The organism is Streptococcus sp. 2020WUSS089 (assembly GCF_044427405.1).
In the GTDB taxonomy this organism is placed as follows: domain Bacteria; phylum Bacillota; class Bacilli; order Lactobacillales; family Streptococcaceae; genus Streptococcus; species Streptococcus hashimotonensis.
Genome location: NZ_JAOTGD010000002.1, coordinates 102,757 through 116,650 on the forward strand (window position 1 = coordinate 102,757; position 13,894 = coordinate 116,650).

14 protein-coding genes are annotated in these 13,894 nt (G+C 42.8%); 7 read left to right on the top strand and 7 right to left on the bottom strand.

What is annotated here, in order from left to right; all coding sequences use genetic code 11:
• Positions 1 to 16 precede the first annotated feature (16 nt).
• From ODU46_RS02920 to ODU46_RS02945, 6 genes are all read left to right on the top strand, one after another.
• Entirely contained in the window at positions 17 to 163 is a 147-nt protein-coding gene (locus tag ODU46_RS02920) for an SPJ_0845 family protein (protein WP_169050536.1), read from the top strand.
• A gap of 1 nt (position 164) precedes the next feature.
• Positions 165 to 1,070 carry a permease gene (locus ODU46_RS02925; RefSeq protein ID WP_105150726.1) on the top strand — a complete coding sequence of 302 codons (906 nt, stop codon included), beginning with the start codon at positions 165 to 167 and terminating at the stop codon, positions 1,068 to 1,070.
• On the top strand, positions 1,067 to 1,882 hold the full coding sequence (locus ODU46_RS02930) for a TIGR03943 family putative permease subunit (RefSeq protein ID WP_398579201.1): 816 nt from the start codon (positions 1,067 to 1,069) through the stop codon (positions 1,880 to 1,882). Before ODU46_RS02925 ends, ODU46_RS02930 begins: the two co-directional genes overlap by 4 nt.
• A 78-nt stretch (positions 1,883 to 1,960) precedes the next feature.
• A complete protein-coding gene (gene zwf / locus ODU46_RS02935) occupies positions 1,961 to 3,448 on the top strand; it encodes a glucose-6-phosphate dehydrogenase (RefSeq protein ID WP_172065058.1) in 1,488 nt (495 codons plus the stop codon).
• A 43-nt stretch (positions 3,449 to 3,491) separates the two neighbouring features.
• Positions 3,492 to 4,166 (top strand): DNA alkylation repair protein, encoded by a 675-nt coding sequence (locus ODU46_RS02940; RefSeq protein WP_398579202.1) that lies wholly within the window; start codon positions 3,492 to 3,494, stop codon positions 4,164 to 4,166.
• 1 nt (position 4,167) lies between these two features.
• A complete protein-coding gene (locus ODU46_RS02945; RefSeq protein WP_398579203.1) occupies positions 4,168 to 4,725 on the top strand; it encodes a GNAT family N-acetyltransferase in 558 nt (185 codons plus the stop codon).
• A gap of 55 nt (positions 4,726 to 4,780) precedes the next feature.
• Here the strand turns inward: ODU46_RS02945 and ODU46_RS02950 are convergent, their stop codons facing one another.
• The 3 genes from ODU46_RS02950 to ODU46_RS02960 form a co-directional block, all read right to left on the bottom strand.
• Positions 4,781 to 5,722 carry an alpha/beta hydrolase gene (locus ODU46_RS02950; protein WP_024392339.1) on the bottom strand — a complete coding sequence of 314 codons (942 nt, stop codon included), beginning with the start codon at positions 5,720 to 5,722 and terminating at the stop codon, positions 4,781 to 4,783.
• Positions 5,723 to 5,792: 70 nt separating this feature from the next.
• Positions 5,793 to 6,743, bottom strand: coding sequence for an alpha/beta hydrolase (locus tag ODU46_RS02955; RefSeq protein ID WP_114866640.1), 951 nt, complete (start codon positions 6,741 to 6,743; stop codon positions 5,793 to 5,795).
• Entirely contained in the window at positions 6,740 to 6,868 is a 129-nt protein-coding gene (locus ODU46_RS02960; RefSeq protein WP_260619428.1) for a hypothetical protein, read from the bottom strand. The genes ODU46_RS02955 and ODU46_RS02960 overlap by 4 nt, the downstream gene beginning before the upstream one ends.
• 115 nt (positions 6,869 to 6,983) lie before the next feature.
• On the opposite strand from ODU46_RS02960, the gene ODU46_RS02965 reads away from it, so the two are divergent.
• A complete protein-coding gene (locus tag ODU46_RS02965; protein WP_024392341.1) occupies positions 6,984 to 7,448 on the top strand; it encodes a TetR/AcrR family transcriptional regulator in 465 nt (154 codons plus the stop codon).
• Positions 7,449 to 7,474: 26 nt separating this feature from the next.
• Here ODU46_RS02965 and ftsY read toward each other — a convergent pair whose 3' ends face one another.
• The 4 genes from ftsY to smc are packed head-to-tail and all read right to left on the bottom strand — an operon-like array spanning position 7,475 to position 13,892.
• Positions 7,475 to 8,749: a signal recognition particle-docking protein FtsY gene (ftsY, locus tag ODU46_RS02970; RefSeq protein ID WP_395326420.1), complete on the bottom strand. Its 1,275-nt coding sequence runs from the start codon at positions 8,747 to 8,749 to the stop codon at positions 7,475 to 7,477.
• 1 nt (position 8,750) lies between these two features.
• Positions 8,751 to 9,563 (bottom strand): Cof-type HAD-IIB family hydrolase, encoded by an 813-nt coding sequence (locus ODU46_RS02975; RefSeq protein ID WP_014637797.1) that lies wholly within the window; start codon positions 9,561 to 9,563, stop codon positions 8,751 to 8,753.
• Entirely contained in the window at positions 9,553 to 10,362 is an 810-nt protein-coding gene (locus tag ODU46_RS02980; protein ID WP_105135999.1) for a Cof-type HAD-IIB family hydrolase, read from the bottom strand. The genes ODU46_RS02975 and ODU46_RS02980 overlap by 11 nt, the downstream gene beginning before the upstream one ends.
• On the bottom strand, positions 10,359 to 13,892 hold the full coding sequence (gene smc, locus ODU46_RS02985) for a chromosome segregation protein SMC (protein WP_398579204.1): 3,534 nt from the start codon (positions 13,890 to 13,892) through the stop codon (positions 10,359 to 10,361). Before smc ends, ODU46_RS02980 begins: the two co-directional genes overlap by 4 nt.
• Positions 13,893 to 13,894: the final 2 nt, after the last annotated feature.

Below are 13,894 nucleotides of genomic sequence, written 5' to 3' on the forward strand. Positions count from 1 at the left end.
TTTTTGGAGGTGCCTTATGGCTGTAACCTATAAACGACAAGATGATTTAGAAAAGATGCTGGAAGAATTTGCTTCATTTGAAAAACTGGAAGAAATTGAGTATCCTGACCCAAAATCAAAAGAAAATTCCGAGAAAAACAACTTGAATCAGGATAGAAAATAATATGTTCGGTCTTGATCAATTACCTACCTCCGTCCTACAGGCGGGGGCTATTTTCCTGTCTATCATGATTGAAGCCTTGCCCTTTGTGTTGATTGGAGCATTGATTTCTGGCTTTATTGATGTGTTTATCACCCCTGAAAAAGTCCATAAACTCCTTCCCAAGAACAAGTTTCTTGCCATTCTATTTGGAACCTTTATCGGCTTCATTTTTCCGTCTTGCGAATGTGGTATTGTCCCTATTGTCAATCGGCTATTAGAGAAAAAAGTACCTAGTTATACTGCTGTCCCCTTTTTAGTAACGGCTCCTGTGATTAATCCCATCGTCCTTTTTGCAACCTTTACTGCTTTTGGCAATTCCCTACTTTTCGCCTTCTATAGAGCCCTAGGAGCTATCATTGTATCCCTAGTATTGGGAATCATTCTTGGTTTTTTCGTAAAAGGACCTATTCTTAAAGGAAGCAAGTTTGACCAGCACCAGCATGATTATTCAGATAAAACCAGCTGGCAAAAAGTTGGCTTCGCACTTATTCATGCCATCGATGAATTTTTTGATACGGGACGTTACCTAGTCTTTGGTTGTCTCTTTGCCAGTCTCGTACAAGTCTATATTCCAACTGCTGTCCTGACTACCATCGGTCACAGTCCATTAACAGCTATTTTACTGATGATGTTGCTGGCCTTTCTTCTTTCCCTATGTTCTGAAGCCGATGCCTTTATTGGTGCATCACTACTATCCAGCTTCGGATTCGCCCCAGTAATGGCTTTCTTAGTTATCGGACCCATGGTGGATGTTAAAAACTTGCTCATGATGAAACATTATTTCAAGGGGAAATTTATAGTCGGTTTTATCATTACTATCACTCTCGTTATTTTGGGATATAGTCTGATACTTGGAGGTGTAGTATGATTCGTTTTTTAATTCTTGCAGGCTATTTTGAGATGACCATGTATCTTTATGTCTCTGGAAAATTAGACCAATACATCAATCTGCACTATAGCTATCTAGCCTATCTATCCATGATTTTATCTTTCATACTTGCCATCGTACAATTGTATGTCTGGGTAAAAGAAATTCGAGTACATAGCCATTTAAAAAGCAAAATTGCCAAACTATCAAGCATTGGACTATTGCTCATTCCTCTTGCTATAGCCTGGCTCTTTCCTACGGTAAGCCTGGATTCAACAACTGTTGCTGCCAAGGGCTATCATTTCCCACTAGCAGCAGAAAACGATGCTGATACACAAAACCAAGAAGGGACGACTGTTCAGTATCTCAAGCCTGATACTTCTATTTATTTTACGAAATCTGCCTATCAAAACCAGATGCGTGAAATTGCTGATAGATACTTGGCTGAAGAAACCATTGTCGTTACTAATGAAAACTATATGGAAGTGATGGAAGCAATCTACGACTATCCTACGGAATTTTCAGGAAAAATGATTGAAATGATTGGATTTGTCTACAATGACCCTGACAATAGCCAGCAATTTTTCCTTTTCCGCTTTGGTATTATTCACTGCATCGCTGATTCTGGGGTATATGGCTTACTCTCTACGGGTGCTACCACAGAATTTCCTAACAATACTTGGGTAAAAGCCAAAGGAACAATCAAGGTTTCCTACCACACATCGTTGAAACAAAATCTACCAACACTTGAATTACAATCGATGGTTCAGATTGAACAGCCAGATTCCCCGTACGTTTACCGTGTTTTCTAATAATTCCAATTCAAAAAGTGAATTTTCTGACAATTTATGCTATAATAGTGTCTATACTCAACAGATAGGAATGAAATTATGTCATCACATGTATTGTTTACAATTTTTGGTGCTAGTGGCGACCTTGCCAAACGCAAACTTTACCCATCTTTATTCCGCCTCTATAAGGCTGGACACATCAAAGAAAACTTTGCAGTCATTGGTACAGCTCGCAGACCCTGGACCAAGGAATTTTTTGAGCAAACCGTCATTGAATCACTAGGTGATCTGCCTGACACACCACGTCAAGCTCATGAATTTGCTAGTCATTTCTACTACCAAAGCCACGATGTCAATGACACGGAACATTATGTAGCTCTTCGTAAATTGCAGGACGACTTGTGTGAAAAATACGATACCCAGCACAACAAGGTCTTCTTCCTCTCTATGGCACCTGAATTTTTCGGAACCATTGCCAAACATCTCAAATCTGAACAAATCGTTGATGGACAAGGTTTTGAACGCTTGATTATTGAAAAACCTTTCGGAACTAGCCTTGCAACTGCAAGCAAACTCAATGATGAATTGGCAGCAGCCTTCAATGAAGACCAAATCTACCGTATCGACCATTACCTAGGCAAGGAAATGGTGCAAAATATCTTTGCGGTTCGCTTTGCCAATATCATTTTTGAACATATTTGGAACCGCGATTACATTGATAACGTCCAAATTACATTTGCTGAAGCGATTGGTGTTGAGGATCGTGGGGGCTACTACGATCATTCTGGCGCCTTAAAAGACATGGTGCAAAACCATGCCCTTCAAGTTCTTTCACTTCTAGCAATGGATAAGCCAGCCAGCTTCAAGGAGGAAGATGTCCGCGCCGAAAAGATCAAGGTCTTCCAACACCTTCGTCAACCTTCTGATGAGGACCTCAAACGCAACTTCATCCGTGGTCAATATGTAGCAGGTTCCATCGACGGAAAAGACTACATTAGCTACTTGGATGAACCAAATATTGCCGAAGGTTCTCAGACAGAAACCTTTGCAGGAGGTGTCTTCTTCGTTGATACTGACCGTTTCCGTGATGTCCCTTTCTTCTTCCGTACAGGTAAACGCCTGACAGAAAAGGGCACACGCGTGACCATCACCTTCAAGCATGCGGAAGATATTTTTGGTCAACCTTCTGAGGCCAATGTCTTGACCATCTTCATCCAACCAACTGAAGGCTTCATGCTCTCTATCAACGGTAAGGAAGTTGGTTCTCACTTTGCACTTACTCCTGCCAAACTCAACTTCCGTCACAATGCAACTGCTCTTGGAAATTCACCTGAAGCCTACGAAAAACTATTTTACGATGTCCTAAATGGTGATTCTACTAACTTTAGCCATTGGGAAGAAGTGAAAGCAAGCTGGAGCTTGATTGACCGCATTGTTGATTTGTGGGCAAGCAACCAAGTCCCACTCCACACCTATCCAGCTGGAACTATGGGACCTGAGGCTGCCTTTGATTTGCTAGAAAGCTACGGTTGCAAGTGGGTCTGGACACCGGATGTGTGGTATCGTGAACGTGGTTTGTTGAAATAAAAATATGAAAACTGGAGCAATCCAGTTTTTTTCGGAGATAGTTATGACTGAAATAAACACCATTCTCACCCAACTTGAAGCAGCCAGCCATGCTGGCACCCTCAAGCGTTATGAAAAAATTGGCGAAACTAAGCCCTACTACGGCGTTCCGAGGGGAGCTATTTCTGGTATCGCCAAGGCCTATAAAAATCGACTGGACTTGTTTGCTCCACTTTGGCAAACAGGTATCCTTGAAGCACAATATTTAGCTATTCAAATTGCCAAAACAAAACCTGACCAGCTGACTTCTACTGCTTTAGAAACTTGCCTCAATGAACAAGTTTCGGTCAACGTCCTAGATAAGCTGGCTTCCATTATTCTTAGCAAACGTAAGGATAGCAAAGACTGGGAGGAATACTTACTCATCCAAGACCAAGCTATTTTTCAGCGACTTGGTTGGTTCCTTCGTGCCAAATACTTTGCTGGAAAAACAGCAACAAATCAAGAAATTGAAGAAACTCTAGACCATATTCGTCAGCATTTACAAACCGCAGACCCACTTGTCCAATGGACCATGAACCAATGCTTGGTGGAGATTGCCGTTGCTTACCCCGACTATCTAAAACAAGGCCTTGCAATCGGTCAGGAATTGGCAGTCTATGCGGACATGAAAGTACCAAAAGGCTGTACTTCTGCTTATGCACCAGACTGGATTGAGGCATTGTTGAAGAGGAAATGAGATGCAACATAAAGGAACTCAGGTATTAGAAACAGATCGTCTAGTTTTACGCCCCTTTCAAGCAGCAGATGTTGAGTCAGTTTTCCAAAACTGGACTTCAGATGAAAAGGTCACCATTTATCTGACCTGGCCAACTCATCAAAGGCTGCAAGATACAGAAGACTATATCCAGTTCTGTATCCAGTCTTATTCACAGGAAAAAACGTACAGGTGGGCTATTGAACTCAAAGAAAGTCAGCAAGCAATTGGCGATATTTCCGTGGTCAGCCTAGACGAACGAGTACAGGCTGCTGAATTGGGCTGGGTGTTGGGCAGCCAGTGGTGGGGCTACAGTTATATGCCCGAAGCCCTTGAAGCAGTCATTCACTTTCTGCTGGAAGAAGTTGGTTGTTTACGGATTACGGCTGTCCACGATAGTGAAAATCGCCCTTCTGGTCGTGTCATGGAGAAAGTTGGCATGACCTATGAAGGTACCCTTCGACAAGCTGCTCGAAATAATCGTGGTATTGTGGATATTGCCATTTACTCACTGCTACATACAGATAGAAAAAGTCGCTAGTTCTTGTTGAACTAACGACTTTTTTTCTAACAACTTTCTTATAGGATACTCCGCATTACTCTTTTCTATCTATTTCCAACTCAATCAGTTGGTCAGTATAATACGGATTGGTTAAGATTTCAGGTTTATCACCTATAAATGCTTGGGCGGCTTCTGTATCACCTTGCAATTGCCACATAAACCATGCCATTGTATAGCCATCTGGTTTGTACAACACTTCACCATGTGGCGTATTTTTACGCCTCATAGCAAGTTTATTGCTTGGGATATCATTGGCGATGTCAACCAATTGGTCTCCTGTAACAACCCAATCATCTCCTCCACCCTGACCAGATATGAGCATTATCGGAATAGTAATCTTTGTCGCATCGTAATCCCAAAATAGATTATGAGCTAACTCTTTATTGGTAGGAGAAAGTGCCACCGCAGTCTTGTAAATATCTTTATGCTGTGTGTCGGTGATAGCATTGATAACCCCAACACCACCTTGCGAATGCCCTACGATGCCGACATTTTCAAAATCAACTTTTTGATAAAATAGACTTTCCTTATCAGCAACTTCTTGATTGGCATTCATTCTCTCTAAATAACGAATACTCATTTCAGCTCCAAAGGCATTCCAGGAGTGAGGCTCTTCCGTTCCGATGACAATAAATCCCCAGGAAGCATAATGTTCAGCAATAGCTGGAAATTTAGAAAGTGGAACACCAGTTCCATTGGCAATCACAATAACAGGGTATTGCTTGTCACTTGTCTCCAATTCTTTTGGATAGAAAATCAGGAATTTTCCAAAATTTAAGAGCGTTCCTTCTTCTTTTTTGGCAACTTCATAGCTTCCATTTGCCATATACTTCTGTTCAATCTCTCCACCCATTTCCGTTTTTTCTTGGAAATTTCTTGGATTTACTGATTGGTGCGAAAGAAAATTAAGGGTAATAATCATTAACGAAATGATACAAAAAATGATGATACCTAAAATTGTGAATACTTTCTTCATTATTTCTCCTTAAATCCAACCTAACTGTTGAATGATGAATGCCAATCAATTCAACACTCACTACTAAAACTTAATCCACCGGCAGATACTTGGCCAAATAGTCTTCCACTAAGGTCATATAGGCTTGGTTTGCAGCATCGTCATTTTGCAGACCATGTCCAGAATGTTCAGCAGTAAGGAACTGGTAGTCAACACCTTTTTCTTTCAAGGCTTTTTCTAGTCGAAGGGCTGCGGCGTAAGGCTGCACCTTATCATGTTTTCCGTAGATGACCACACTTGGCACAGATTCTTCCGTCACCCAGTGGACTGCTGAAATTTCATTGACAATAGCCTTGTAACTCCCGTCAACAATCATTTCTTTGGTCACCTCCTGTCCTGACATAGCACTGACAAGACCTGCGGCAACTTCATGATTGGTATCCGCCCCATAAATGCCCCAATCTTCCATGTAAAAGCTAGAAGGGCCAACGCCACCGAAGGTCAAAACCACAGGAACAGGAGCTTCTTTGGCATCTCGATAAGCGTAAATCATAGCTAGAGCATGACCCGCTGATCCACCTGAAATAGCCATTTTGTCAATTGTATAGCCTTCATTTTTAGCCGCCTCAATCACATGAGGAATGCTGTCTTTGATTTCCTGAGCTTGAGAAGTAACACTTGCTCCATTCTCATCTGTCCACAAGGTATAGTTGATACCAGCTGCTACATAGCCCTTAGAAGCCAGCCATTGCAACATCTGCTGGTCATCCTTTTTATCACCGCTTGTAAACCCACCCGCATGCAGATAGACAACAAGTCCGTAGGTCTGTTTACTAGTGTTCGCAGGCAGATAGAGGTCAAACTTTTGGGCATCTTCCTCTCCATAGGACAGATCCGTCACCGTTCTTCCTACCTGCTCCGACCATTCAACAGTGTACTTCTTGGCCCAAGCTGGCTTAATCAACCCTTTAGAAGCTACACCAGCAAGGACAGCCAAGAAAAATACTAAAATTCCTAAGCCCACAAATCTTCTCCTTCTCATAGAAAATTACCTCCCCAGATTGTTCCACCCAATAGCAGATTGAGGAAAATCCGTACCAACAGGCGACCAACTAACAGTCCAACAATCGCTATAATCCCTAACACCAACCAACGTTTTAAAGTCATGATTACTCCTTGACATTTCCTTCATTTTCAATTAAGATGTAACAAGTGTAACATTTGTTAATTCCCATGTCAATGTCAAAGGCAAACCATGTAACAAAAGGAGGAAGTTTGTAACATGACTGCACAAGATTATATCCAAGAAGCCCTTTTGCAACTTATTCAGCAAAAGGCTTATGATAAGATTACCATTACCGATATTGCCAATCGAGCAGGAGTGACCCGCATCAGCTTTTATCGGAATTTTGATAGTAAGGACGCTATTTTAAAACAGGCCTTGGAAAGAGCTTATTCTGCCTACAAAAAAGAATATGGTAACGACCTGTCCTTCCCTTCACTCTTTTCCTTTTTCCAGCAGAACAAGACCTTGATTGACTGCCTCTACAAGAGTGAAAAGGAAATCTTCATCGCCCAACTCCTAACAGACAGGCAAAGTCTGGCCCAATTACCTACGGAACTAGCCTATTCCTACGCCTTTGTGGGCTATTCAATCCTGGGTGCCTGCACCGCTTGGTACCAGCGTGGCATGGTGGACACCGCAGAAGAAATTACAAGAATTATGAATCAGCAAAAAAGTAGCTAACTTCGCAGTTGGCTACTTTTTCTATTCTATATCAATCCTTCCAAGAGCCCACGCATGAACTCTTCGGATTTGAATTCTCCGATGTCATCAATTTTCTCACCGAAACCAATCAGTTTCACAGGAATATCCAGTTCCTGACGGATAGCAAGGACAACACCACCTTTTGCAGTACCATCTAGCTTGGTCAAGACCAGGCCTGTCAAGGGGGTAATTTTTGCAAATTCCTTGGCTTGACTAAGGGCATTTTGACCTGTGGAGGCATCCAGTGCTAAGAGGGTTTCATGCGGTGCATCAGGTAGAGTCCGTTTGATAATGCGACCAATTTTTTCCAGCTCTGCCATGAGGTTTTCTTTATTTTGCAAGCGACCTGCTGTGTCAATCATGAGAATATCCACACCTTCTGCCACGGCACGTTTTACCCCATCAAAGACCACACTAGCTGGGTCTGACTTTTCTGGACCTGTGACCACTGGCACATCGACACGGCGACCCCACTCGACCAGCTGGGCTACCGCACCCGCACGGAAGGTGTCCGCTGCGACCAACATGACCTTCTTGCCAGCCTGCTTGTACTTGTAGGCCAACTTTCCGATTGATGTCGTCTTCCCAACGCCGTTGACACCGACAAAGAGCATGACCGTCAAATCATCTTGGAAATTGAGCTGCTCGCTGAACTGGCCGTCTTTTTCGTAAATATCCACCAATTTTTCGATGATAACCCGACGGAGTTCATCTGTCTTCTTAGCTTTCTGTAGCTTGGCTTCATAGCGGAGCTCCTCTGTCAGAGTAGAAGCAACTTGCACACCTACGTCTGACAAAATCAGCATTTCTTCCAACTCTTCGAAAAATTCTTCATCAACCGAACGGAAATTGGCAAAGAATTCATTGAGCCTTGCCCCAAATCCTGTACGAGTTTTTTTCAAGGTTCGCTGGTACTTGTCCTGCTCACTTTCTTGCTCTACTGGAGCAACTTCCTCAACAGGCTCTTCCTTGACCTTGGTTTGAATAGCAGGGTCAAAGCCTTGTTCCTGCGCTTCCTTCACTCGAGCCGCAGCAGCTTCTTTGGCTGCATAATACTGGGCCATCATGTCTAAGGTCCGTTGCTTCTGTGCTTCCTGCTCGGCAGTCAATTCAGACTCTACTACTTCAGACTGGATCTCTTCCATTTCTTGACTAGCTGACTCAACTTCAGTAGTTACAGTATCTTCGCTAGAAGCCGACTGCTCCCTTTCCACTTCTTCAACAAGAGCGACTTGCTCCTCTTGTTTTTCTTGTCCAAATAATCGATCAAATAATCCCATACTAGTCCTCATTCAATACATAGTGCTCGATGGCCCAAGCAATGCCATCTTCATCATTGGTTTTTGGCAGGACAAGGTTGGCTGCAGACTTGATTTCATCAGTCGCATTAGCCATGGCAACACCCAGACCAGCCCATTCAATCATGGAAAGGTCATTTCCTTCATCGCCACAGGCCATAACTTCTGACTGGTCAATTCCCAGATGACCAATCAACTTGGCCAAACCATTTGCCTTGTGGACACCTTTTGGACTCCATTCGAGCAGAATATCACGCGATTTGAAAATCTCGAAGCGCTCGTGAAGTTCTGCAGGAATTTTTGGAATTTGTCCATCCAAAAAGTCTGCTGCCACAGCTGAGACTGCCTTATTGTAGACAAAATCTTCTGGCATTTCCTCATCACTTGCCACAATTTTATTAAGCAATGGATTACAAGTTAGATAAAGTGATTCATGGGCTGATGGTAGAGAATAGACATCGCCACCATAAAGAACATCCAGAGGCAGGTCCAAATCATTTGTCACACGACGGATGGTGCGCACATCTTCAATAGTGAAGCCAACCTTATCCAAAACCCGACCTGTATTTTCCTGGACTAGACCACCGTTAAATGTAATCGAATATTGATTCTCCCCTAGCAGATCTAGTTCTTCTAGAAAAGTACCGATAGCTTGTAAAGGACGCCCTGTTGTCAGAACTACATAAACTCCACGCTCACGCGCTGCCTGCAAGGCCTTTTTATTAGCTTCTGAAATCCGTTTGTCCGATGTCAGAAGTGTTCCATCTAAATCCAACGCAATCAACTTAATTGCCATTTACTTCCTCCTCTAAATAGGCTAATACTGCTCCATCATTGCAATGACCAATCATCAAATCTGCCCGAGCTTTCACTTCCTCTCTTGCATTTTCTGTCGCAAGAGCCAGACCTGCAAAGTCAAACATATCTAAATCATTTTGATTATCACCAAATGCCACTACATCCTGACGGGCAATTCCAAAATGAGCACAGAGATGGCTCAATCCAACTGATTTATTTGAACCATTTGGAATTATATCAATATTGTCAAAACCAGTTGTCATGGCCGTTACACCTTCAAATGTATCATTTAACCATCGTCTGGCATCGTCCATTTCCTCAGGAGAAAATTTGGCATTGATTTTTATAATCTCTTCTCCAACTTCTTCAAATGTGTCTACCAATCGAAAATGTGCGTAATAATTCGTCATCGCTTCTAAAAACTGAGGCTCAGCATTTTTTAATAAATAAAAGTTTTCGAGGCCAGACAGCACCATGGACCGACTGCTACCAAAGGGACCTGCATCAATACCCGCGATAATCGGCAGATAGATTTCAGGACTAATTGGATCATCCATAAAGATAGTCTGCCCCTGATATTCAACGATTGAACCATTTTCTGCTACAAAACCGATTTCATCTACAAAATCTTCAAAAACAAGTTTCAGGCTTTGCATAGATCGCCCACTTGCTGCCACAAATAAATAACCTTTTTCTTTAAACTGATTCAGTATACGACGAAACCGGTCCTTATCAAAACTATGGTCTTCTCGTAAAAAAGTACCATCCATATCACTGGCGTAAATTTTGTTAATCATAATTTCTCCACATCTTTCAGCTTAACGGAAACAATCTTGGACACGCCAGATTCCTGCATGGTCACCCCATACATGGCATCCGCTGCCGCCATGGTCCCTTTACGGTGGGTCACGACGATAAACTGACTCTCCTTATCAAAACGGTTGAGGTAGTCACCAAAACGTTTGACATTTGCCTCATCCAAGGCTGCCTCCACCTCATCGAGAATTACAAAAGGAATGGTCTTAACACGGATAATGGAAAATAGCAGAGCGAGGGCCGAAAGGGCTTTTTCGCCACCTGACATAAGATTGAGAGATTGAATTTTCTTACCCGGAGGTTGAACTGAAATCTCCACACCCGCAGTCAATAGGTCACCTTCTGTCAAAATCAAATCCGCTGAACCACCGCCAAACATTTGTTTGAATGTCTGCTTAAAGCTTTCGCGAATAGCTTCAAAAGTAACCTTGAAGCGCTCTTTGACTTCATCATCCATCTCGTGGATAGTATCTAGTAGTAAATCACGCGCCGACAAAATATCTGTCCGTTGCTCATTGAGGAAGGTAAGGCGATTATTGACCTCGTCATACTGCTCAATAGCATCCAAATTGACTGGACCCAAAGCACGAATAGCTCTTTCTAGGTCTTTGAGGCTTTGTTCAGCAACTGCAAGATTCTCAACTTCCTTGGCCTGAGACTGGGCAGCTTCAAAACTCAATTTAAAATGCTCGGTCAAATTACCAAGTAAAGTCCGTAATTTATCGCCCGCTTGCTCACAATCCGCCTCTAACTTAGCCTGCTTACGAATCAAGTCATCATTCTTAGTCCGAGCTTGTTGCAATCTTTCTTCCAAGTCTTCAAACTGCCCATCAATATCTTCCAATTCAAACTTTAAGCGAATTAAAATCTGATTGGTCTGGTTTTGCTTATCAGATGCCGCCTGCAATTGTTCTTCAAGAATCTCAATACTAGTATCTTCAAGAGCTTCTAGCTTCTGGTCAATCATATCCTCTAAAAGAGAAATTTCCTTATCTGCAACCACTTTTTCTTCTTGCAAGCGTCTCAGATCTGTCTGTTCAAAACGAAGTTGGCTAGTTAGTTCAGCCTGTTCCAAAGTTAGTTGACCCTTCTGAGTCTGTAGTTTCTGCAAGCTTTCTTGAATACTATCGCGATTATCACGGACTTGATTGATTTGTTGATCCAAGGCTAGTTTTTTCTCATTCAAGGCTTGGACATTTACTTCTTCCTTAGCAGCAGCCTCTTCTAGCTCAGTCAAAATGGTCGGACTAACCTGACTCATTTGCAGGTCATACTGGGCTGATAGCTGAGCCAGTCTATTTTCTGCCTGTTCCTGATGAATCCTTGCGCTCTGCTGGTTCAATCTAGCTTCTTCCCCCTCCGCCTTAATCGTTTCCAAGGCTTCTCTGGTCTGGTCTAAGCTAGTTTTCTTAGCTGCAACCAAGCTTTCTTGCTCCTGCAACTGGTTAGACAGCTCTGCTATTTCTCCTAAAAGAGCATCGAGTTCTGGTTTGATAAAGGTCGTGCTGTTATTTCGATTGCTACCACCAGCAAAGGCTCCACCAGGACGGATTTCCGCTCCATCCATGGTTACCATACGCACTTGAAACTTGGTTACCCGCGCTGCCTGATTGGCATGGTCAATGGTATCAAAAATTGCGATAGTGCCTAGCAAATTTTGGAAAATCGCATCTAAATTTGGCTGATAAGTCACCAAATCACTTGCAAGCCCCAAAAATCCATCGGAAGATTCTAGTAAAGAGATTTGCTGTCCAGAAAGCTGACGTGGCTTGATAGTTGTCAGAGGTAAGAAGGTTGCCCGCCCTTGCCGTTTTTCTTTCAAAAATGCGATAGCTCGTTTAGCAGTCGCTTCATCTTCAACGATGACGTTTTGACTTGCTCCGCCCAGAGCAATTTCCAGGGCTGTCTGGTAGCGAGTATCGAAGGTCAGTTGTTCACTGACTGCTCCAATAATTCCTCCTAAGCTTGGTGCCGCCTGTAAGACAGCCTTAACCCCCGCGTAGAAATTGGAGTGATTTTTCAAGATAGCTTCTAAACTAGATTGGCGAGCCTGTTTGCCTTTCAACTGATCCAGCAAATCAAACAAGCGACCTTGCTCAGCTTGATAAGCAGTCTGGGCTTGATCCAATTCTGTTTTTTGGGTCTGATAGCTCTCAAGTAACTGGCGTAAAACCTGATCAGCTTCTTCTAAACTTTTCCGACTCTTATCAAGTACTTCTTGAGCTGTTTGTTTTTCCGTCTGCAAGCGTGCCAAGTCTTCAGATTTACTCTCAGAAAGACTGATTTGATTGGCAATATCCTGCTGAATCTTGGTCAGACGGTTTGAAGCATCTGCCTCTTCCTGCATCAGAGCAACATACTGTTCCCGCAGATGATCTAAAACCTGATCAGGATCTTCTGAAAAGTAGGAAATTTCTTTGTCTACCACAGCAATATCTTCTTTCAAGCTAGACAAGGAACTATCTAATTGCGCAAGTGTTTCTTGCTTTTGCTCAATCTGTTCTGCCAACTGCTCTCGTCTAGTCAACAAGTTTTCCAAACGCGCCTGCGCTTCTTGACGACTTGATTCGTTTTGACTAGATTCCAGTTTATGGACCTCAATTTTTCGCTCCAAATCACTGATTAACTTGGTCAAATCCAGCAGAACTGCCTGTTCACGCTCCAATTGTTCTGACAGGCGGTGGCGCTTCTCTTTCAAGTTCTGATTTTCTTGCTCCAGCTCAGAACGTTGTTTGTAGTAGCTAGTCAATTCAGTTTTGACAGACTCTAGTTCGGCTTCTTTTTCCGATAACTTTTCCTTACCAAGCGACAACTGAGCCACCAAAACATCTAAGTATAATTCCTTACGTTGACCATCTAATTCTAGAAATTTCTTAGCAGTTTGTGCCTGTTTCTCCAATGGCTTGACCTGATTATCCAGTTCATAGATAATATCATCCAAGCGGTCCAAATTCCCTTGAGCCTGAGCCAGCTTACTTTCTGTTTCTTTCTTACGAGTCTTGTATTTTAAGACCCCTGCCGCCTCTTCAAAAATTGCACGGCGTTCCTCAGGTTTGGAATTAAAAATGGCTTCAACCCGCCCTTGAGAAATAATAGAGAAAGAATCCCGACCCAAGCCAGTATCCATGAAAAGGTCATGAATATCCCGTAGGCGAACCTTTTTCCCATCAATCAGGTACTCGCTATCACCAGATCGATAAATGTGGCGTTCAACCTTAATTTCCTTAGCCTTATCCGCGATAAATCCGCTAGAATTATCCAAGGTTACGACAACCAAGGCATAGTTAAGAGCCTTGCGGCTTTCCGTTCCTGCAAAGATAACATCGGGCATCTTGCCTCCACGTAAGCTTTTAGCAGACGACTCTCCCAAGGCCCAACGTAGACTTTCTGTAATATTGGACTTGCCAGAACCATTCGGCCCTACAACAGCAGTCACTCCACGGTCAAAGACGACTTTGGTCTTATCCGCAAAGGACTTAAAGCCCTGCATTTCAATTGATTTTAGATACATAC

Excerpts from the sequence above, each read along its gene's own strand:
- ODU46_RS02955 (WP_114866640.1), bottom strand. The coding sequence starts at position 6,743 with ATGAGAAGGAGAAGATTTGTGGGCTTAGGAATTTTAGTATTTTTCTTG.
- ftsY (WP_395326420.1), bottom strand. The coding sequence starts at position 8,749 with ATGGGATTATTTGATCGATTATTTGGACAAGAAAAACAAGAGGAGCAA.
- ODU46_RS02975 (WP_014637797.1), bottom strand. The coding sequence starts at position 9,563 with ATGGCAATTAAGTTGATTGCGTTGGATTTAGATGGAACACTTCTGACA.
- zwf (WP_172065058.1), top strand. The coding sequence starts at position 1,961 with ATGTCATCACATGTATTGTTTACAATTTTTGGTGCTAGTGGCGACCTT.
- ODU46_RS02980 (WP_105135999.1), bottom strand. The coding sequence starts at position 10,362 with ATGATTAACAAAATTTACGCCAGTGATATGGATGGTACTTTTTTACGA.
- ODU46_RS02945 (WP_398579203.1), top strand. The coding sequence starts at position 4,168 with ATGCAACATAAAGGAACTCAGGTATTAGAAACAGATCGTCTAGTTTTA.
- ODU46_RS02925 (WP_105150726.1), top strand. The coding sequence starts at position 165 with ATGTTCGGTCTTGATCAATTACCTACCTCCGTCCTACAGGCGGGGGCT.
- ODU46_RS02920 (WP_169050536.1), top strand. The coding sequence starts at position 17 with ATGGCTGTAACCTATAAACGACAAGATGATTTAGAAAAGATGCTGGAA.
- smc (WP_398579204.1), bottom strand. The coding sequence starts at position 13,892 with ATGTATCTAAAATCAATTGAAATGCAGGGCTTTAAGTCCTTTGCGGAT.
- ODU46_RS02965 (WP_024392341.1), top strand. The coding sequence starts at position 6,984 with ATGACTGCACAAGATTATATCCAAGAAGCCCTTTTGCAACTTATTCAG.
- ODU46_RS02930 (WP_398579201.1), top strand. The coding sequence starts at position 1,067 with ATGATTCGTTTTTTAATTCTTGCAGGCTATTTTGAGATGACCATGTAT.
- ODU46_RS02960 (WP_260619428.1), bottom strand. The coding sequence starts at position 6,868 with ATGACTTTAAAACGTTGGTTGGTGTTAGGGATTATAGCGATTGTTGGA.
- ODU46_RS02940 (WP_398579202.1), top strand. The coding sequence starts at position 3,492 with ATGACTGAAATAAACACCATTCTCACCCAACTTGAAGCAGCCAGCCAT.
- ODU46_RS02950 (WP_024392339.1), bottom strand. The coding sequence starts at position 5,722 with ATGAAGAAAGTATTCACAATTTTAGGTATCATCATTTTTTGTATCATT.